Origin of the sequence: Micromonospora sp. NBC_00898, from assembly GCF_045207895.1 — a bacterium.
GTDB lineage: Bacteria > Actinomycetota > Actinomycetes > Mycobacteriales > Micromonosporaceae > Micromonospora.
On record NZ_CP108775.1, the window covers coordinates 1,233,984 to 1,252,658 of the forward strand.

The window sequence follows — 18,675 nt, forward strand, 5'->3', positions numbered from 1 at the left end:
CAACAGTCTGTTGAAAGCAAGTCGTGCTCATCTCCCTGGCGCCGGGTTAAGGTCGAGCCATGACCACCGCTGACCCCGTGACCAGCGCCGGGCTGGCCGACCTGCTCGCCGGCCCGGTGGTGCCGGCCGCGCGCGGCCTGCTCGGCTGCCGGCTCGCCGCGGGCGGGGTCACCGTCCGGATCACCGAGGTCGAGGCGTACGCCGGCACGGCCGGGGACGCCGCCTCGCACGCCTACCGGGGGCGTACCCCGCGCAACGCGGTGATGTTCGGGCCGGCGGGGCACGCCTACGTCTACTTCACCTACGGCATGCACTGGTGCGTGAACGTGGTGACCGGCCTGGACGGCGAGGCCTCGGCGGTGCTGCTGCGGGCCGGCGAGGTGGTCGACGGCCTCGACGTCGCCCGGGCCCGCCGTCCCGCCGTACGCCGGGACGTGGACCTCGCGCGTGGGCCGGCCCGGCTCTGCGCGGCGCTCGGCATCGACCGCTCCGCCTACGGCCTCGACCTGCTCGCCGACGGCCCGGTGCGGTTGCGACCGCCGCTCGCCCCGGTTCCCGAGGCGGCGATCGAGGCCGGCCCCCGGGTCGGCGTCACCGGGGCGCACGACGTGCCGTGGCGGTTCTGGATCTCCGGCGATCCGACGGTGAGCGCCTACCGGCGGCACGTGCCCCGCGCCCGCCGCTGAGCCCCTCCGGCGTGGCCGGGCGGGAAACTGTCGGAGGGTATGGCCATAATCACCACGCCACGTCCGGGCCGGCGCGCCGTCCGCCTCGTCCAGTGCGGGACGGCCGCCCGGACCTGGCGGATACCTGCCCGCCGACGGATCGGAGGACGGTCATGGCAACGCTGCTCGCGATCGGCACCGGCAAGGGACTCTTCCTCGCCACCAGCACCGACGGCCGGCGCAGTTGGGAGGTGAGCGGGCCGCACTTCCCGATGACCGGCGTCTACGCGGTGGCCCTCGACAAGCGTCCCGGCACGCCCCGGCTGCTCGCCGGCACGACCAGCTCGCACTTCGGGCCGAGCGTCGCCACCAGCGACGACCTGGGAGCCTCCTGGCAGGAGCCGGACCAGGCGCCGGTGGCCTTCCCGGCAGACACCGGCGTCAGCCTCGGTCGGGTCTGGCAGCTCACCCCGGCCGGTGCCGACCAGCCCGACGTGGTCTGGGCCGGCGCCGAACCGTCCGCGCTGTTCCGCTCCGACGACGGCGGCCGCAGCTTCACCCTGGTCCGGGCGCTCTGGGACCACCCACACCGGGAACACTGGGGCGCCGGCTTCGGCGGCCAGGCGGTGCACAGCGTTCTGCCGCACCCCCGCGACCCGGCCCGGATGGCGGTGGCGATGTCCACCGGCGGGGTCTACCGCACCGAGGACGCCGGGGCGACCTGGACGCCGGGCAACACCGGGATCCGGGCGTATTTCCTGCCCGACGAGTGGCCCGAGTTCGGGCAGTGCGTCCACAAGATCGCCCGCGACGCCGCCAACCCCGAGCGGCTCTACGCGCAGAACCACCACGGCGTCTACCGCTCCGACGACGACGGGCGCACCTGGACGTCGATCGCCGCCGGCCTGCCCAGCGACTTCGGCTTCCCGATGGTCGCCCACCCGTCCCGCCCCGGCACGATCTACGCCTTCCCGCTGATCGCCGACGCGCAGCGCTACCCGGTCGACCACCGCTGCCGGGTCTACCGCTCCACCGACGCGGGGGGCAAGTGGGAACCGCTGACCGTCGGGCTGCCCGAGGGGCCGTTCCACCCGTCCGTGCTGCGTGACGCGATGTGCGTCGACGACGCCGACCCGGCCGGCGTCTACTTCGGCACCCGGTCCGGTGAGGTCTACGCCAGCCGGGACGAGGGGGACTCCTGGTCCCTGGTCACCGCCCACCTGCCCGACGTGCTCTGCGTCCGCGCCGCGGAGGCCTGAGTGGTCACCGTGCTGCTGCCCGGCCCGCTGCGTGGCGAGGCCGGCGGCGCGAGCCGGCTCACCGTGACCGTCACCGGCACCCTCGGCGCGGTCCTCGACGAGCTGGCCGGGGCGTGGCCCCGGCTGGCCCGCCGGATCCGCGACGAGCGGGGCGAGCTGCGCCGGTACGTCAACGTCTACGTCGACGGCGAGGACTGCCGGCACGTCGGCGGCCTCGACACCCCGGTCGGCGACGGCGCCGAGGTGCAGGTCCTCCCCTCGGTGGCCGGTGGCTGACCGGTTCCGCGGGGCCGCGCGGCCGGTCCTGTTCCGCTAGGGTCGGCGGCTCCGGCGGACAAGGGGTTCCTAGCTGCTGGCGTCTCGACGCGCTTTAGCGTCCTTTAAGGAGCTACGGTGGTTGTGTGAACCTGAAGGAGTGGGCGGCGTCCCAGGGCATCGCGTGGTGTACGCCCGGGTGTCGTCGGCCGGCCAGCGCGTCGACTTGGATCGGCAGGTCGCCCGGGTCGCCGTCTGGGCCACCGGCCGGCACCTCGCCGTGTCGCGGGTGGTGACCGAGGTCGGTGCCGCGCTCAACGGCCACCGCAAGAAGTTCCTCGCGCTGCTGCGCGACCCGGCCGTGACCACGATCGTGGTGGAGCACCGCGACCGGTTCGCCCGCTTCGGCGCCGAGTACGTCGAAGCCGCGCTGGCTGCGCAGGGCCGCCGCCTGCTCGTGGTGGACCCGGCCGAGGTCGACGACGACCTGGTGGGTGACGTCACCGAGATCCTGACCTCGCTGTGCGCCCGCCTCTACGGCCGCCGCGCGGCGGCCAACCGCGCATGCCGTGGCGTCGAAGCCGCCACCTGGGACGGCCCGGCGTGAAGACGATCCAGGCATACCGGTTCGCCCTGGACCTGACCCCAGCACAGGAACGGGCCGTGCTTGCCCATGCGGGCGCGGCCCGGGTGGCGCACAACTGGGCGCTGGCCCGCGTGAAGGCCGTCATGGACCAGCGCGCCGCCGAACGCACCTACGGCGTGCCCGACGATCAGCTCACCCCGTCGCTCGGCTGGACACTGCCCGCGCTGCGTAAGGCGTGGAACAGCGCCAAGCGCGAGGTCGCGCCGTGGTGGCCGGAATGCTCCAAGGAAGCGTTCAACACCGGCCTGGACGCGCTCGCCCGGGCGCTGAAGAACTGGTCGGACTCCCGTGCGGGGAAACGGGCCGGCCGGCCCGTCGGGTTCCCCCGGTTCACCTCCCGCCGCCGCACGACACCGTCCGTGCGGTTCACCACCGGCACCATCCGCGTCGAGCCCGACCGCACACACGTCACGCTGCCGAGGCTGGGCCGACTGAAGTTACACGAGTCCGCCCGTAAACTCGCCCGCCGACTCGACGCGGGCACCGCCCGTATCCTGTCCGCGACGGTGCGCCGCGACGGCGGCCGCTGGCATGTCGCGTTCTGCGCCGAGGTCGAGCGCGCCGAGCGCCACCCGACCCGCCCGCACGCGACCGTGGGCGTGGACGTTGGCATCACGCACCTGGCCGTGCTGTCCACCGGCGAACTCGTACCCAACCCGCGCCACCTGGACACCGCCTCCCGGCGGATGCGCCGGCTCGCCCGGCGGCTGTCCCGCCGGGTCGGTCCCGACCGGCGCACCGGGCAGCAGCCGTCGAACCGGTGGCGGCACGCCCAGACCCGGCTCGCCCGGGCGCACGCCAGGGTCGCGAACCTGCGCCGCGACGGTCTGCACCAACTCACCACCCGCCTCACGGCCGCCTACGGCACGGTCGTGGTCGAAGACCTCAACGTGGCCGGGATGCTGCGCAACCGGCGCCTGGCCCGCCACATCGCCGACGCCGGGCTCGCCGAACTACACCGCCAACTCGGCTACAAAACCGGCTGGAACGGCGGGCGGCTGCTCACCGCCGACCGCTGGTACCCGTCCTCGAAGACCTGCTCAGGCTGCGGCACGGTGAAAGCCAAGCTGGCCCTGTCCGAGCGCGAATACCAGTGCGAAGCCTGCGGCCTGACCCTGGACCGCGACCTCAACGCCGCACGCAATCTCGCCGCACTCGCGGCGCAGATCGACACCGCCGGGAGTGGCCCGGCGGCAGGACGTGGAGCCGACCGTCAGACCCGCCCCGGCGGGCAGGTGGCTGTGAAGCGTCAACCCGGCACAGCCACCGCTGATCAGACCGGGACCGTCCCACCGCAAGGCGGGACTACCGATCACACGCTCGCTAGAGCGCACTGAAAGGTAACGGAGTGGGCACGGTGACGTCGTACGAGTGGGGTCGGCTGATCGGGCGACTGATGTGTCAGTTCCTCACGCTCGCCCTGATCGTCGGGGCGATCGTGTTCATCGGGGTCCGGCGGAGACGCCGGCGCCGCCCGTCGGGCCCGTCGCACCCTGCCCAGGGCTGGCAGCAGCCATACCCGGGCCCGCCGCAGCCGCAGCCGTATCCCGCCGGACCGCCCCAGCAGAGTTGGCCGTACCCCGGACCGCCGCAGCCGCAGCCGTACCCGCAGCAGGGCTGGCCGCAGCCTCATCCGGGCCAGCCCTACGGCGGGCCGCCTCAGCCCGGGGCCGGTCCGCACCCCGGTCCGCAGCCGCCCCGGACGTGACTGCGACGGCGGGGCCGGTGGCACCCGGTCCGGCCGCGACGTCCGGCGCCGTCGAGGGCTGCGGACGGATCCCGCGGCTCGGGGCAGCTCGTACTCCAGCACGTAGCGGTGGCCGCCGTCCGCGCCGGCGATGATCTGCCCGCCGCCGCGCAGCTCCCGCAGCTGGTCGGTGCCCGTGTCGGGCACGATCGTCCAGGACAGCGCCGAGCCGGCCTGCTGGGCCACCCGCGGGTGGGTGCGCGACGGAATAGTTGCTGCGTCAAATATGTTGTGCGGTGCGATCCCGGCCACGGCGGTCCGGGCGTCACGCGAGGAGCTTGCCATGCAGTTCGGAGTCTTCACCGTCGGCGACGTCACGGTCGACCCGACCACCGGGCGGTTGCCGTCCGAGCATGAGCGGATCAAGGCCATGGTGGCCATCGCGCTCAAGGCCGAAGAGGTCGGGCTCGACGTCTTCGCCACCGGCGAGCACCACAACCCGCCGTTCGTGCCCTCGTCGCCCACCACCATGCTCGGCCACATCGCCGCCCGCACCGAACGGCTGCTGCTGTCCACCTCGACCACGCTGATCACCACCAACGACCCGGTGAAGATCGCCGAGGACTACGCGATGCTCCAGCATCTCGCCGACGGCCGGGTCGACCTGATGATGGGGCGCGGCAACACCGGGCCGGTCTACCCGTGGTTCGGCCAGGACATCCGCAACGGCATCCCCCTCGCCATCGAGAACTACGACCTGCTGCACCGGCTCTGGCGCGAGGACGTGGTCGACTGGAAGGGCCGCTTCCGCACCCCGCTGCAGTCGTTCACCTCGACGCCGCGCCCGCTCGACGGTGTGCCGCCGTTCGTCTGGCACGGCTCGATCCGCAGCCCGGAGATCGCCGAGCAGGCCGCGTACTACGGTGACGGCTTCTTCGCCAACCACATCTTCTGGCCCAGGGAGCACACCCAGCGGATGGTCGGCCTCTACCGCCAGCGCTACGCCCACTACGGCCACGGCACTCCGGAGCAGGCCATCGTCGGGCTCGGCGGGCAGGTGTTCATGCGGAAGAACTCGCAGGACGCGGTCCGCGAGTTCCGGCCGTACTTCGACAACGCCCCGGTCTACGGGCACGGCCCGTCGCTGGAGGAGTTCACCCGGGAGACGCCGCTGACCGTCGGCAGTCCGCAGCAGGTCATCGACCGGACGCTCGGCTTCCGCGAGTACGTCGGCGACTACCAGCGACAGCTCTTCCTGATGGACCACGCCGGGCTGCCGCTGAAGACCGTCCTCGAACAGCTCGACCTGCTCGGCGAGGAGGTCGTCCCGGTGCTCCGCAAGGAGTTCGACTCGCGGCGTCCCGCCGACGTACCCGAGGCGCCCACCCACTCCTCGCTGGTCGCGGCCCGCGACGCGGCGGCGGACCGGGCGGGAGCGGAGGCCGCCCGATGACCCGGCGCACCCTGGCCGTGGTCTCGGCCGGCCTCGGCCAGCCCTCCTCGACCCGACTGCTCGCCGACCAGCTCGCCGCGGCCACCCGCGACGAGCTGGCGCGGCGCGGCGCGGACGTGGCGATCCGACCGGTGGACCTGCGGGAGCACGCCCACGACGTGGTGAACCAACTGCTCACCGGATTCCCGTCGGCCGCGCTTCGGGAGGTGCTGGACGCGGTGGCCGGGGCGGACGGGCTCATCGCCGTCACGCCGATCTTCAACGCCTCCTACAACGGGCTGTTCAAGTCCTTCTTCGACGTGGTCGACGCCGACGCGTTGGCCGCTCTGCCGGTGCTGATCGGCGCCACCGGCGGCACCGCGCGACACTCGCTCGCCCTGGAGCACGCGGTCCGGCCGATGTTCGCCTACCTGCGGGCGGTCGTCGTGCCGACCGCCGTCTTCGCCGCGCCGGAGGACTGGTCCGGCGAGGGGGCCGACGGGGCCCTGCGCGCCCGGATCCGGCGGGCCGGCGGCGAGCTCGCCGAGCAGGTTGATCGTCGCCCGGCGGCGGCCGGACCGGCCGACCCGTTCGCCCTCACCACCAGCTTCGAGGACCTGCTCGCCGGCCGCGACCCCCGCTGATCCGGCCGCCGTCCGCCGGAGGCGGGAGCCCGCGCTCAGTCGGCTGGCTCGTACGGGTGGGCGACCAGCACCGGGCAGTGGGCGTGCTGCGCGAGCGCATGGCTGACCGAGCCGAGCAGCAGCCCGGCGAAGCCGCCCCGACCCCGGGAGCCGACCACCACCAGCGTGGCCTCCCCGCTCGCCTCGATCAGCGCCTGCTCCGGTTTGGCGGCCCGGACCGGGCGTTCGGTCACGGTCAGCCCGGGATGGTCGGCGCGCACCCGGCCGGCCGCGCCTGCCAGCAGCTCTGCCGACCCGGCGTGCTCGGCCGCTCCCGACTCCGCCACCTCCTCGGGCACGCCCCCGGGCCGGCCTTCGGGGCGGACGTGCATCAGCACCAGGGCCGTGCCCCGGCGTACCGCCTCGTCGGCGGCCTGTCGGACGGCGAGCGCCGCCGACTCGGAGCCGTCCACCCCGACCACGACCGGCCCGCCCACCGGGATCGGCTCGTCGGCCGGCCGGACCACCAGCACCGGGCAGTGCCCGTGCTGGGCGACCTGGCCGCTGACCGAGCCCAGCAGCAGGCCGGCGAAGCCGCCGTGGCCGCGGCTGCCGACCACCACCAGTTCGGCCCGGCGGGACTCCTCCACCAGCGCGGCGCCCGGCCCGCCGGCCACCTGGCGTACCTCCGCGCGCAGACCGGGATGGCGCTCGGTGAGTTCCGCGGCCACCTGCTCCAGCATCTTCTGCGCCTCGTCGGTCGGCGCCGGCACCCCCAGGTCGTACGGGTTGAGCGGCACGCCGTAGCCGAGCGGGTGCAGGTAGCCGTGCACCAGGTGCAGCGGCCGGGACCGCTGGACCGCGGTGCGCGCCGCGTGCTCCGCGGCGACCAGGCTGGACGGTGATCCGTCGACGCCCACCACGACAGGTCGGTTCATCAGCGCCCCCTTCAGGTCGATCAGGTCATTGTCGACGTACCCACCGCCGCCGGTCCGCATTTGCCCCGGGGAACTTCCCGCTCCCGACAGCCGTCCGCGTCGGCCCGGGGGAAGGGCCGACGCGGACCGGGCACCGGGTGGTCAGGAAGCGGTGCCAACCTTGTGGTGCCTGACGATGGCCAGCGGGCTGCGCGCGTGGTGCAGCACCGCGTGGCTGACCGAGCCGAGCAGCAGCCCGCGGAGGGCGCCGCGACCGTGCGCGCCGACCACGGTCAGCTGCGCGTCCGTCGACTCCTCCACCAGCACCCGGGCCGGTGCGCCGGCGACCAGCCGCTGCCGTACCGGGACCTGCGGATACTGTTCCGACCAGCCGGCGAGGGATTCGGCGAGCACCCGCCCCTCCTCGGCCGCGAGGGCCTCCGGCTCGTACACCAGGGGCACGATGTCGCCAGGGCCGACCGGCGTCGGGTACAGCCAGGCGTGCACGGCCACCAGGGACGTGCCGCGCTGCGCGGCCTCGGCGAAGGCGAACCCGATCGCCTCGGTCGACAGCGGGGAACCGTCCACCCCGACGACGACCGGACCGTCGGCGCGCGGCTCGTCGCGGATCACCAGTACCGGGCAGTCGGCCCGGGCGGTCACCTGCACGGCGCTCGACCCGACCAGCAGCTCGGCGAAGCCGCCGAGGCCGCGGTGGCCGAGCACCAGCAGGGCCGCGTCCCGGCTCTCGCCCAGCAGCACCGGGGTCGCCGGGCCGTCCACCACCGCGCCGGTCACGGTCAGCTCGGCCGAGACCTTGCCGGCCTCGTCGACCGCCTCGGCGACCAGCTTCTCCGCCTCGTGGCGCAGGCCGGCGTCGGGCGGCGCGGCGGGAACCGGGCCGAGCGGGACGCCGTACAGCGGCCAGATGAAGGCGTGCACCACCCGCAGCGGCCGGTGCCGGGCCGCCGCCTCCCGGGCGGCCACCCGGACCGCGTCCAGCGCTGACGGGGAACCGTCCACGCCCACCACGACAGGGGCACCGGCTCTGTTGGTCATCACGTCCTCCTTCGTCCTGTCTTCAGCGTGCTCCGGCGCGCCGGCCGTCGTCAGGGGCGCTGGTCCCGGTCGTGGGGCCGTTGGTCCCGGCCGAGGAGCCGCGCGAGCCGGAGCACCAGGCCCGGCAGGGCGGCCACCGCCGCGCAGGCGAGCAGTTCCGGTACGCCCAGCGCGACGGTGCCGAGCAGCGTCCGCAGCGGAGCGAGCAGCACCCCGCCGACCTGGAGCAGCGCGGAGAGCGCGACCGCGGCGAGCAGCCCCGGGTTGCCGGGCCGGGCGCCCGGCCGGCGGGGCACCCGGACCGCCAGGGCCACCCCGAGCTGGGCCAGGCCGAGCACCAGGAAGACGACCGTCTGCCACGGCCGGTCCTGGTGGGCGGCGGCCGCCCCGGCGGCCAGCGTCACCGCCGCGATCAGACCGCCGGTGAGCAGCACGTCCCGGCCGAGTCCGGCGCCGAGCACCGACTCCTGCGGGGACCGGGGCGGGCGGCGCAGGGTGCCCGACTCCGCGGGCTCCGCGCCCAGCGCCACCCCGGGCACCCCGTGGGTGAGCAGGTTGATCCAGAGGATCTGCGCCGGCAGCAGCGGCACCGCCAGCCCGGACAGCGGCCCGAGCAGCATCACCGCGATCTCGGCCACCCCGCCGGACAGGGCGTAGCGCAGGAACCGCCGGATGTTGTCGTAGATCCGCCGGCCCTCGCCGATCGCCGCGGCCACCGTGGCCAGGTCGTCGTCGACCAGCACCAGGTCGGCGGCCTGCCGGGCCACCTCCGTCCCGCCGCCCATGGCCACCCCGATGTCGGCCCGGCGCAGCGCCGGGGCGTCGTTCACCCCGTCGCCGGTCATCGCCACCACGTGCCCCCGGGACTGCAGGCCGGCGACGATGTCGAGTTTCTGGTCCGGCTGGGTGCGGGCGAAGACCCGGGCCGCCGGGTCCGCGCCGGCCGGGTCGCCGTCGTCGCCGCGGACCACCGGGTCGCCGTCGCGCCAGAGGCCGAGCTGCCCGCCGATCGCCGCGGCCGTCGCCGGGTGGTCGCCGGTGACCAGCACCAGGCGTACGCCGGCGCGGTCGAAGCTGTCGGCCAGGTCGGCGGCGCCGGCGCGCAGCGGGTCCCCCACGGCGACCAGGCCCAGCGGACGCAGCCCGGTCGGCGCCGCCGGGTCGGGGGCGGCGTCGAGCAGCGCGCCGGCGACGGCCAGCACCCGCAGCCCGTCGGCGGCCAGTCGGTGCGCCTCGGCGGTCAACGCGGCGATCTCCGCCGGCGCCGCGTCGACCAGCGGCGCGGCGAGCACGTTCTCCGGGGCGCCCTTGCACACCACCAGGTACCGGCCGCACGCCCGGTGCACCGTGGTCATCCGCCTGGTGGCCTGGTCGAACGGGTGCTCGGCGACCCGGGGCCAGGCGGCCCGGGTGGCCTCGGCGGCCAGCCCGCACCGGCCGGCGAAGGCCACCAGCGCGGCCTCCAGCGGGTCACCCACGGCGGTCCACTCCGGTCGCCGCTCGTCGGGCGGCGACAGCGCGGCGTCGTTGCAGAGCAGCCCGGCCCGCGCCAGCCGGCGCAGCTCCTCCGATACGACCCCCCGGCCCCCGTCGCGGTGCACGGCGCCGTCCGGGGCGTACCCCGCGCCGGTGACCGCGTACCGGGCGCCCCCGGCGGTGACCGCCTGCTGCACCGCCATCCGCCCCTCGGTGAGGGTGCCGGTCTTGTCCGAGGCGACCACCGTCACCGAGCCGAGCGTCTCCACGGCGTGCAGCCGGCGGGGGATCGCCCGCGATCGGGCCATCCGCCGGGCACCCAGCGCCAGGGCCAGGGTCACCACCGCGGGCAGGGACTCGGGCACCGCGGCCACCACCAGGCTGACGGCGGTGACCGCCATCTCCACCACCGGCCGGCCGCCGAGCACGCCGACGGCGAAGACCAGCGCGGACAGCAGCACCGCGGCCAGCCCGAGGACGCGACCGAGGCCGGCCAGCCGACGCTGCAACGGGGTGGGGCCGGGCCGGGTCCGCGCGACCAGTCCGCTGATCCGGCCGAGCGCGCTGGCCGGACCGGTCCGCAGCGCCAGGCCGGTGGCCCGGCCGGTGGTGACCACGGTGCCGGCGGCGAGTTCCGCGCCGGCGGCCCGGGCCACCGGCACCGACTCGCCGGTGAGCGCCGACTCGTCGAGCTGTAGCCGGCTCGCCGCCAGCAGCAGCAGGTCGGCCGGTACGACGTCGCCGGCCTGGACGCGGACCAGGTCGTCGCGGACGACCTCGCCGGCGGGCAGGATCAGGTCGTGGCCGTCGCGGACCACCCGGGCGGTCGGCGCGGCCAGCCGGTCGAGCGCGGCGATGGCCCGGTCCGCGCGGACCTCCTGCACCACCCCGATGGCCGTGTTGACGGCCACCACCAGCACGATCACCGCCGTGTCGGACAGGTCGCCGAGCACGGTGGTGACCACGGCCGCGGCGAGCAGCAGGGCGACCAGCGGGTCGGTGAGCTGGTGCAGGATCCGCACGGCCAGGTGGCGGCGGGGCGGCGGGGCGACCCGGTTCGGGCCCTCGGCGCGCAGCCGGGCGGCGGCGGTCGCCGACGACAGGCCGGTGGCCGGCCCCGCACCGGCGGAGCCGGCGAGCGGCGGCCCCCCGGCCCGGGTGGTCGTACCGACTGCTGTCACCAGTGACCTCCGACGTCGCGGGGTGCGGCGCGCACCGTCCCCCTCCACCGTCGTCCGCGCCATCCCCCCGCCGGCAGAGGCGTTGCGCCCGGGCGGCCCGGGACCATCGGCCCTGACGGTCCGGGCGCGGGCGAGGTCGGATGGAGACAGGACGATCGACAAGGAGGTCGAAAATGTCCACTGTCACCAAGTTCCGGGGCGGCACGTTGGCGCCGTTCGACTGGACGAACCTGTCCTGGCTGCCGATGCTGGCGCCGACCATCCGGGTCGAGGACTACCTCGACGGCGACCGCTACGTCGTCCGCGCCGAACTGCCGGGCATCGACCCGGCGAAGGACGTGCGAATCACCCGTACCGGCGAGAGCCTGCGGCTGGACGTGGTCCGCCGGGAGAGCCACACCGACAAGGTCCACTCGGAGTTCCACTACGGCTCCTTCTCCCGGCTGATCCCGCTCCCCGCCGGGGTGAAGGAGGAGACCATCGCGGCCCGCTACGCGGACGGCATCCTCGAGATCACCGCCACGGTCGGCGGCACCGAGCCGACGGCCCGGGAGATTCCGATCACCGTGGAGCACGGCGGCAAGCGGTGAGCGGACACCCGAGGGGCCCGGCGGTACGCCGGGTCCCTCACCCGTCTGAGAGGCGTGAGGCCATGACCCCGCTCGAGATGCTCCGCGCGCACCCCTTCTTCGCCGGCCTGCCCGAGGAGTGGCTGCCCCCGTTGACCGGCTACGCCCGCCCGGTGGTCTGGCACCCCGGGCACCGGTTGTTCCGCGCGGGGCAGCCGGCGGAACGGTTCTGGCTGGTGCGTACCGGCCAGGTGGCGCTCGACTTCCCGGTGCCGGGGCGCGGTGACGTGGGGATCGAGACGATCGGCGCGGGCGGGGTGCTCGGCTGGTCGTGGCTCTTCCCGCCGTACCGCTGGCAGTTCGGGGCGGTCGCGGTGCAGCGCAGCACCGCGGTCGAGTTCACCGCCGAGGGTGTGCGCCGGCTGATGGAGTCGGACGACCGGCTCGGCCGGCAGCTCACCGCCCGGTTCATGAGCGTGGTGGTGGACCGGCTCCAAGCGTCCCGGGTGCGCCTGCTCGACCTGTACGGCTACCCGGCCGCGCTGCCGCCGACCGGCTGACCTGCCGATTGCCGGTGGACGATCAGCTCGTCCACCTCCAGCCGGCCGATCCGTAGCTCGCGGATCACCGCTCGGCGCACGGCCAGCCGTCCGATCGCCAGCGTGCCCACCGCCACCGCCCCGAGCGCGGCAGCGGCGAGCGCCAGCGGGGCGGCCGCCGTGGGGCCCAGCGTCCGCGGACCGGCCGCCTTCGCGCCCGTGACCGAGGCACCGCGGATTCGCACTGGGAATGGCGGCCGGTGCCGGCGGTGACGCATCCTGTTCATCCGACGATCGTCCGCCGCCACCCGGTCGCGTCGCGCCGGTTCCCCCAGGCGGTCCACCTCTAGGGTGACCGCCGCCCGCCGTGCCCGGCCCGGTCAGTACCCGGCCAGAACCGCGCGGCGAACTGGCCGCTCCACGGGCGGCGGTCCGTCCCGGTCGACCCGGCTCGGCGTTACGTGTGCGGGCCGAGCCGGCGGCAAGCGGCTCCGCTGCGCGGCTCAGCGCTCGACCACCAGCCGTCGCGCCCGCAGCACCCGGGCCCACCAGGGCCGGCCGGGCTCCGGCCGTAGCGCGGGCGGGCGTACGCCGCGCAGGCTGACCCAGCCGCCGGGTCCCATGGTGACCGCGCCGATCGCGGGCGGTCGGCGCCGGCCGACCGCGGCCACGGCGGCGGTGAGCACGGCGACGGCGAACGCCCCGGCGGCGGCCGCGAGGAGCTGGTCCGGGTCGACCACCGGCCGGTACCGGACGCGCCCTCCGGAAAGGACGAAGGCGCCGATCGGACGGCCCTCGTGGGTCACCGGCACCAGCGCCGTGGCCGGCGTGCCGGGCAGTTCCAGCACCGGGCCCACCGAGGCGTTGACCACGGCGGGAGCCGGTGCTGGCGGAGCGGGCCGGACCAGGGGTGGGCTCGCCGGGGCGAGTCCGGTGGGGTTGAAGATCGCGGTCATCGCGCTGCCCTCCTAACGGGAATCGGACGTGCCGGTGGCGGGGTCGACGGCGGCGCGGCCGGCGGCCAGCCGCGCGATCGGGACCCGGTACGGCGAGCAGGAGACGTAGTCCAGCCTGGCGTCGGCGAAGAACGCCACCGAGTCGGGGTCGCCGCCGTGCTCCCCGCAGACCCCGATGGTGAGCTCCGGCCGGGCGGCCCGGCCCTCGGCGACCGCCATCCGGATCAGCCGGCCGACGCCGCGCCTGTCGATGGTCTCGAACGGCGACACCGGGAAGATCCCGCGCTCCAGGTAGGTGCTGAAGAAAGAGCCCTCCACGTCGTCGCGGGAGAACGCCCAGGTGGTCTGGGTGAGGTCGTTGGTGCCGAAGGAGAAGAAGTGCGCCTCGGCGGCGATCTCCCCGGCGGTCAGCGCCGCCCGGGGCACCTCGATCATCGTGCCGATCGGGATCTCCGGCGCGCCGTCGACCGTCGCGAGGACCCGTTCGGCCTCGTCCCGCACCGCGGCCAGCTCGCGCACGTCCCCGACCAGCGGCACCATGATCTCCGGCCGGGGGTCCCCGCCGGCCCGGATCCGCTGGGCCGCCGCCTCGGCGACCGCCCGGACCTGCATGGCGAACAGCCCGGGCACCACCAGGCCGAGCCGCACCCCGCGCAGCCCGAGCATCGGGTTCGCCTCGTGCATCCGGCGGACCGCCGTCAGCAGGGTGGCGTCCCGGCCCGGTTCCGCGCCGAGCGCCTCGGCGCGGGCCACCCGGGCGGTCAGCTCGGCCAGCGGCGGCAGGAACTCGTGCAGCGGCGGGTCGAGCAGCCGGATGGTCACCGGCAGGCCGTCCATCGCGGCGAGGATGCCGACGAAGTCGACCCGCTGCAACGGCAGCAGCGCCGCCAACGCGGCCTCCAGCTCCTCCGGACCGTCGGCCAGGATCAGCCGTTCCACCAGCTCCCGGCGCTCGCCGAGGAACATGTGCTCGGTCCGGCACAGCCCGATGCCGGTGGCGCCGAACCGCCGCGCCCGCCGGGCGTCGGACGGCGTGTCCGCGTTCGCCCGAACCCCCAGCTTGCGCACCGCGTCGGCGTGGCCGAGCAGCCGGTGCACGGCTGCGATCAGCGGATCCGCCTGGGGGCTCAGCTCGCCGGCCAGGTAGCGGGCCACGGGGGAGGGCTGCACCGGCACCTCACCGGGGTAGATCCGGCCGGTGGTCCCGTCGATCGAGATCACCTCGCCGGCCCGGACCGCCCGGTCGCCGACGGTGAACTCGCCGTGTTCCGGGTCGATGTCCAGTGCGTCGGCCCCGCAGACGCAGGTCCGGCCCATGCCCCGGGCCACCACGGCGGCGTGCGAGGTCTTGCCGCCGCGCGAGGTGAGTACCCCGGCCGCGGCGATCATGCCGGGCAGGTCGTCCGGGTTGGTCTCGCGCCGGACCAGGATCACCGGGTCGCTGGCGGCCGCGGCGGCGGCCGAGTCGAAGACCACCCGCCCGACGGCGGCGCCCGGCGACGCGCCCACCCCGACCGCCAGCGGCGCGGGCGCGGCGGCGAGGTCGAAGGCGGGGAACATCAGCTGGGCGAGCTGCGCCCCGGTGACCCGGTGCAGCGCCTCGTCCAGGGTGATCAGCCCCTCGTCGACGAGTTGCGCGGCGATCACGAAGGCGGCCGCCGCGGTGCGCTTGCCGACCCGGGTCTGCAGCATCCACAGCCGGCCGCGTTCGATGGTGAACTCGATGTCGCACAGGTCCCGGTAGTGCCGTTCCAGGGTGGCCATGATCTCCAGCAGCCGCCGGAAGCTGACCGGGTCGAGCCGTTCCAGCTCGGGCAGGCCGACGGTGTTGCGGATGCCGGCCACCACGTCCTCGCCCTGGGCGTCGGCCAGGTAGTCGCCGTACACCCCGGGCGCGCCGGTGGCCGGGTCGCGGGTGAACGCCACCCCGGTGCCGGAGTCCGGCCCGAGGTTGCCGAAGACCATCGCCATCACGTTGACCGCGGTGCCCAGGTCGTCCGGGATGTGCTCCTGCCGCCGGTAGAGCCGGGCCCGCTCCGCGTTCCACGACTCGAAGACCGAGCGGATGGCCAGGTAGAGCTGCTCGTGCGGGGCCTGCGGGAAGTCGTGCCCGACCTGCCGGGCGAAGATCTTCTTGTACGTCTCCACCAGGTCGCGCAGCTGCCCGGCGCTCGGCCCGGCCGCCCCGGCGGTGGCCCGCAGCGCCGCCAGCTCCCGCTCGAACTCGTCGCTCGGCACCCCGTACACGGTGCGCCCGAACATCTGGATCAGCCGGCGGTACGAGTCCCAGGCGAAGCGTTCGTCGCCGCTGCGCGCCGCGAGCCCGCCGACGGTGGCGTCGTTGAGCCCGATGTCCAGGATCGTCTCCATCATCCCGGGCATCGAGTACCGCCCGCCGGAGCGGACGGCCAGCAGCAGCGGGTCGCGGGGGTCGCCGAGCCACCGGTCCAGGCGGGCCTCGATCTCCCGCAGGTGCGCGTTGACCTCGGCGAACAGCCCGGCGGGCGGCGACCCGGCGGCCAGGTACGCCCGGCAGGCGTCGGTGCTGATGGTGAAGCCGGGCGGCACGGGCAACCCGAGCCGGGTCATCTCGGCCAGGTTCGCGCCCTTGCCGCCCAGCAGGTCGGCCCTGCTCCGGTCACCCTCGATGAAGTCGTAGACGTACTTGGGCATGGTCCCGGCCTCCATTCCGCTACCGCGGGAAACGTCGTCCCATTCGTTGGTAGCAATGCGCCGGGCCGGGCCGGCAGGGCCGGAGGCCGAGGATGACCGGGTCGGAGGTCCCGAGTGTGTCGGTGGGCCCGCGTATCCTTCGGCGGTGACCAGTGAGCTGCGGCTGCGCCCGGTGCGCGACGAGGACCTGCCCGAGTTCTTCGCCCACCAGCAGGATCCGCAGGCCAACTGGATGGCCGCCTTCGGCCCGGTCGACCCGGCCGACCGGGCGGCGTTCGACGCGCACTGGGCGCGCATCCGCGCCGACCCGCGCATCGTCAACCGGACGGCGGTGGCCGGCGGGGAGGTGGTCGGGCACGTGGCGGCCTTCCCGGTGGATGACCGCACCGAGGTCAGCTACTGGATCGACCCGCGCGGGTGGGGCCGGGGCCACGCCACCGCCGCGCTGGCCGCGCTGCTGCGCGAGTTGCCGCAGCGGCCGGTGCACGCCCGCGCCGCGAAGGACAACCGCGCCTCCCTCGCCGTGCTGCGCAAGTGCGGCTTCGTCGTGGTCGGCGAGGACTCCGGGTACGCCAACGGCCGCGGCGCGGAGGTCGAGGAATGGGTACTGGAGTTGCCCGCCGACGGCGCTGAGCTGGGCGGCCACTAGTCTTCCCGAGGTGAACTGGCTGGAACTCGTCGGCTGGGCCGGCTCCGCATTGCTGGTCTGGTCGCTGCTGCAGACGCGCATCCTGCGGCTGCGCGCACTCAACCTGGTCGGGTGCCTCATCCTGATCGGCTACAACGCGGCGATCCACGTCTGGCCGATGGTCGGTCTCAACGTGGTGCTGACCGTGATCAACGTCTGGCACCTGCGGACGATGCTGGCCACCCGGCACGACGAGCAGACGTACCAGGTGGTCGAGGTGGGCACCGGCGACGCGTTCCTGGCCCACACCCTGCGCGTGCACGCCGCCGACATCGCCCGGTTCAACCCCGATTTCCACTGGGACCCGGCCGACGGGCGGCGCTCGGCGTTCCTGGTGGTCCGCGCCGACGAGGTGGTCGGCGTGGTGGTGTCGCACGCCGAGCCCGGCGGGGTCGCCCAGATCGACCTGGACTACGTCACCCAGCGGTTCCGCGACTTCACCCCGGGCGAGTTCGTCTACCGGCGCAGCAGCCTCTTCACCGACCGCGGCTTCCGCCGGGTGGTCAGCCCGCCCGGCATGGTCGCCCCCTACTACCACCGGCTCGGCTTCCGCCCCGAGGGCGACACCTACGTCCTGGACCTGCCGGCGCCCGCCTGACGGCCGTCCCGGAGGATTCAGCGACCCCGCCGCTGGGCACAGTGGGGCCTACGCCGACCGGGTCCCCGGGCGGCGGCGCCGGGCGGCCGGCGCTGGGCGCGGTGAGGGAGAGAACCGGGCGTGCAGAGCTACTGGAGCCAACTGGCCCTGGTCGGAGTCCTGGTCATCGTCAACGCGGCCTTCGCCGGCAGTGAGATGGCGCTGGTCTCGCTGCGGGACAGCCAACTCCAGCGGCTGGACCGGACCAGCCGCGCCGGCCGGACCCTCGCCCGGCTCGCCAAGGACCCGAACCGGTTCCTGGCCACCATCCAGATCGGCATCACCCTGGCCGGCTTCCTCGCCTCGGCCGCCGCGGCGGTCTCCCTGGCCAAGCCGCTCGTCCCGCTGCTCGGGGTCTTCGGCGAGGCCGCCGAGACGGTCGCCATCGTGGCGGTCACCCTGGCCCTGACCTTCGTCACCCTGGTCTTCGGCGAGCTGGCCCCGAAGCGGATCGCCATGCAGTCCGCCGAGCGGTGGGCCCTGCTGGTGGCCCGGCCGCTGGACCTGCTGGCCACCTTCACCCGGCCGGCCGTCTGGGCCCTCGGCGCCACCAGCGACCTGGTGGTACGCCTGTTCGGGCTGAACCCCGAGCACCAGCCCGAGGAGATCGGCCCGGACGAGCTGCGGGACATCGTCGCCGGCAACCACGGCTTCACCAAGGAGCAGCGGACCATCATCGCCGGCGCGGTGGAGATCGCCGACCGGCAGCTGCGCGCGGTGCTCGTACCCCGGTTGCAGGTCTTCACGCTCGACAGCGGGACCACCGCGGAGGCCGCCCGGCTGGTGCTGGCCGCGACCGGCCACTCCCGGGCCCCGGTGGTCCGGCACGGCGGCCTGGACGACGCGGTCGGCGTGATCCACCTGCGCGATCTGGTCGGCGTGCCGGGCGACCGGCCGGTCGACGAGATCGCCCGCCCGTCGATGCTGCTGCCCGACTCGCTGCCGGTGGTCGACGCGCTGCGCCAGTTCAAGGCCGAACGGCAGCACATCGCGCTGGTGGTGGACGAGCGCGGCGCGGTGGACGGGATCGTCACGCTGGAGGACATTCTCGAGGAGATCGTCGGCGAGATCTACGACGAGACCGACCGCGACCTCAGCTCGGTCCGCACCGAGGACGACGGCACGCTGGTGCTGCCCGGCACCTTCCCGGTGCACGACCTCGCCGACCTCGGCGTGGCGCTGCCCGGCCGGCCGGCCGGCGACTACACCACCATCGCCGGGCTGGTGCTGACCTGCCTCGGGCACATTCCGACCGTGGCGGGAGAGAGCGTCACCGTCGACGGCTGGGACCTCGTCGTGGCCGACATCGACCACCGGGCCATCACCGAGGTCCGGATCCGCCGGGACGCCGGCGCGGACGCGGCGGCCGATGCCGCGCTGCTGGACGAGGCCCGCAACTGACGGTCGCACCGG

The 18,675-nt window shown here is 75.0% G+C and carries 18 protein-coding genes and 1 pseudogene; 12 read left to right on the plus strand and 7 right to left on the minus strand.

The features are described 5' to 3' along the window. Window positions 1-59 precede the first annotated feature (59 nt). The 5 genes and pseudogenes from OG799_RS05850 to tnpB all read left to right on the plus strand — a co-directional run bounded on the left by OG799_RS05850 (window position 60) and on the right by tnpB (window position 4,162). Entirely contained in the window at window positions 60-686 is a 627-nt protein-coding gene (locus OG799_RS05850; protein ID WP_406043849.1) for a DNA-3-methyladenine glycosylase, read from the plus strand. Between the two features lie 152 nt (window positions 687-838). Then, window positions 839-1,924, plus strand: coding sequence for a WD40/YVTN/BNR-like repeat-containing protein (locus tag OG799_RS05855; protein ID WP_406043851.1), 1,086 nt, complete (start codon window positions 839-841; stop codon window positions 1,922-1,924). Further along, the gene (locus OG799_RS05860) at window positions 1,925-2,200 is read left to right on the plus strand and encodes a ubiquitin-like small modifier protein 1 (protein ID WP_406043853.1); all 276 of its coding nucleotides are present in this window, start codon (window positions 1,925-1,927) and stop codon (window positions 2,198-2,200) included. A 163-nt stretch (window positions 2,201-2,363) separates the two neighbouring features. Next, a pseudogene (locus OG799_RS05865) lies at window positions 2,364-2,786 on the plus strand (IS607 family transposase); the annotation flags it as partial. Next, entirely contained in the window at window positions 2,783-4,162 is a 1,380-nt protein-coding gene (gene tnpB, locus OG799_RS05870; RefSeq protein WP_406043855.1) for an IS607 family element RNA-guided endonuclease TnpB, read from the plus strand. The pseudogene OG799_RS05865 and the gene tnpB, both read left to right, overlap by 4 nt. Here the strand turns inward: tnpB and OG799_RS05875 are convergent. Next, on the minus strand, window positions 4,138-4,953 hold the full coding sequence (locus OG799_RS05875) for a DUF3224 domain-containing protein (RefSeq protein ID WP_406043857.1): 816 nt from the start codon (window positions 4,951-4,953) through the stop codon (window positions 4,138-4,140). The genes tnpB and OG799_RS05875 overlap by 25 nt on opposite strands. Here OG799_RS05875 and OG799_RS05880 point away from each other — a divergent pair. Together OG799_RS05880 and OG799_RS05885 are read left to right on the plus strand one after the other, a co-directional pair. Beyond that, the gene (locus tag OG799_RS05880; RefSeq protein WP_406043859.1) at window positions 4,856-5,965 is read left to right on the plus strand and encodes an LLM class flavin-dependent oxidoreductase; all 1,110 of its coding nucleotides are present in this window, start codon (window positions 4,856-4,858) and stop codon (window positions 5,963-5,965) included. The genes OG799_RS05875 and OG799_RS05880 overlap by 98 nt on opposite strands. Then, window positions 5,962-6,588, plus strand: coding sequence for an FMN reductase (locus tag OG799_RS05885; RefSeq protein WP_406043861.1), 627 nt, complete (start codon window positions 5,962-5,964; stop codon window positions 6,586-6,588). The genes OG799_RS05880 and OG799_RS05885 overlap by 4 nt, the downstream gene beginning before the upstream one ends. Before the next feature lie 35 nt (window positions 6,589-6,623). On the opposite strand, the gene OG799_RS05890 is transcribed toward OG799_RS05885, so the two are convergent. The 3 genes from OG799_RS05890 to OG799_RS05900 all read right to left on the minus strand — a co-directional run bounded on the left by OG799_RS05890 (window position 6,624) and on the right by OG799_RS05900 (window position 11,200). Then, entirely contained in the window at window positions 6,624-7,505 is an 882-nt protein-coding gene (locus OG799_RS05890) for a universal stress protein (protein ID WP_406043863.1), read from the minus strand. A 141-nt stretch (window positions 7,506-7,646) separates the two neighbouring features. After that, entirely contained in the window at window positions 7,647-8,543 is an 897-nt protein-coding gene (locus OG799_RS05895; protein ID WP_406043865.1) for a universal stress protein, read from the minus strand. Between the two features lie 50 nt (window positions 8,544-8,593). Further along, the gene (locus tag OG799_RS05900) at window positions 8,594-11,200 is read right to left on the minus strand and encodes a cation-translocating P-type ATPase (protein ID WP_406043867.1); all 2,607 of its coding nucleotides are present in this window, start codon (window positions 11,198-11,200) and stop codon (window positions 8,594-8,596) included. A gap of 173 nt (window positions 11,201-11,373) precedes the next feature. Between OG799_RS05900 and OG799_RS05905 the strand changes: the two genes are divergently transcribed. Both OG799_RS05905 and OG799_RS05910 read left to right on the plus strand, forming a co-directional pair. After that, window positions 11,374-11,790, plus strand: coding sequence for an Hsp20/alpha crystallin family protein (locus OG799_RS05905; protein WP_406043869.1), 417 nt, complete (start codon window positions 11,374-11,376; stop codon window positions 11,788-11,790). A gap of 62 nt (window positions 11,791-11,852) precedes the next feature. Continuing rightward, complete coding sequence (locus OG799_RS05910; RefSeq protein WP_406043871.1) at window positions 11,853-12,329, plus strand: cyclic nucleotide-binding domain-containing protein; 477 nt, start codon at window positions 11,853-11,855, stop codon at window positions 12,327-12,329. Here OG799_RS05910 and OG799_RS05915 read toward each other — a convergent pair. From OG799_RS05915 to ppdK, 3 genes are all read right to left on the minus strand, one after another. Next, window positions 12,299-12,595 carry a hypothetical protein gene (locus OG799_RS05915; protein WP_406043873.1) on the minus strand — a complete coding sequence of 99 codons (297 nt, stop codon included), beginning with the start codon at window positions 12,593-12,595 and terminating at the stop codon, window positions 12,299-12,301. The genes OG799_RS05910 and OG799_RS05915 overlap by 31 nt on opposite strands. A gap of 216 nt (window positions 12,596-12,811) precedes the next feature. Next, on the minus strand, window positions 12,812-13,264 hold the full coding sequence (locus OG799_RS05920; protein ID WP_406043875.1) for a hypothetical protein: 453 nt from the start codon (window positions 13,262-13,264) through the stop codon (window positions 12,812-12,814). Window positions 13,265-13,276: 12 nt separating this feature from the next. After that, complete coding sequence (gene ppdK, locus OG799_RS05925; RefSeq protein WP_406043877.1) at window positions 13,277-15,937, minus strand: pyruvate, phosphate dikinase; 2,661 nt, start codon at window positions 15,935-15,937, stop codon at window positions 13,277-13,279. 145 nt (window positions 15,938-16,082) lie between these two features. Between ppdK and OG799_RS05930 the strand changes: the two genes are divergently transcribed. From OG799_RS05930 to OG799_RS05940, 3 genes are all read left to right on the plus strand, one after another. Next, window positions 16,083-16,586 (plus strand): GNAT family N-acetyltransferase, encoded by a 504-nt coding sequence (locus OG799_RS05930; RefSeq protein ID WP_406043879.1) that lies wholly within the window; start codon window positions 16,083-16,085, stop codon window positions 16,584-16,586. A 10-nt stretch (window positions 16,587-16,596) separates the two neighbouring features. After that, entirely contained in the window at window positions 16,597-17,223 is a 627-nt protein-coding gene (locus tag OG799_RS05935) for a hypothetical protein (RefSeq protein WP_406043881.1), read from the plus strand. A 120-nt stretch (window positions 17,224-17,343) separates the two neighbouring features. Beyond that, on the plus strand, window positions 17,344-18,663 hold the full coding sequence (locus OG799_RS05940) for a hemolysin family protein (protein ID WP_406043883.1): 1,320 nt from the start codon (window positions 17,344-17,346) through the stop codon (window positions 18,661-18,663). The last annotated feature ends 12 nt before the right edge of the window (window positions 18,664-18,675 follow it).

Coding starts and splice junctions, on each gene's coding strand:
- OG799_RS05850 (WP_406043849.1), top strand. CDS start 60: ATGACCACCGCTGACCCCGTGACCAGCGCCGGGCTGGCCGACCTGCTC.
- OG799_RS05855 (WP_406043851.1), top strand. CDS start 839: ATGGCAACGCTGCTCGCGATCGGCACCGGCAAGGGACTCTTCCTCGCC.
- OG799_RS05880 (WP_406043859.1), top strand. CDS start 4,856: ATGCAGTTCGGAGTCTTCACCGTCGGCGACGTCACGGTCGACCCGACC.
- OG799_RS05875 (WP_406043857.1), bottom strand. CDS start 4,953: ATGGCCACCATGGCCTTGATCCGCTCATGCTCGGACGGCAACCGCCCG.
- OG799_RS05885 (WP_406043861.1), top strand. CDS start 5,962: ATGACCCGGCGCACCCTGGCCGTGGTCTCGGCCGGCCTCGGCCAGCCC.
- OG799_RS05890 (WP_406043863.1), bottom strand. CDS start 7,505: ATGAACCGACCTGTCGTGGTGGGCGTCGACGGATCACCGTCCAGCCTG.
- OG799_RS05895 (WP_406043865.1), bottom strand. CDS start 8,543: ATGACCAACAGAGCCGGTGCCCCTGTCGTGGTGGGCGTGGACGGTTCC.
- OG799_RS05905 (WP_406043869.1), top strand. CDS start 11,374: ATGTCCACTGTCACCAAGTTCCGGGGCGGCACGTTGGCGCCGTTCGAC.
- OG799_RS05910 (WP_406043871.1), top strand. CDS start 11,853: ATGACCCCGCTCGAGATGCTCCGCGCGCACCCCTTCTTCGCCGGCCTG.
- OG799_RS05915 (WP_406043873.1), bottom strand. CDS start 12,595: ATGAACAGGATGCGTCACCGCCGGCACCGGCCGCCATTCCCAGTGCGA.
- OG799_RS05920 (WP_406043875.1), bottom strand. CDS start 13,264: ATGACCGCGATCTTCAACCCCACCGGACTCGCCCCGGCGAGCCCACCC.
- ppdK (WP_406043877.1), bottom strand. CDS start 15,937: ATGCCCAAGTACGTCTACGACTTCATCGAGGGTGACCGGAGCAGGGCC.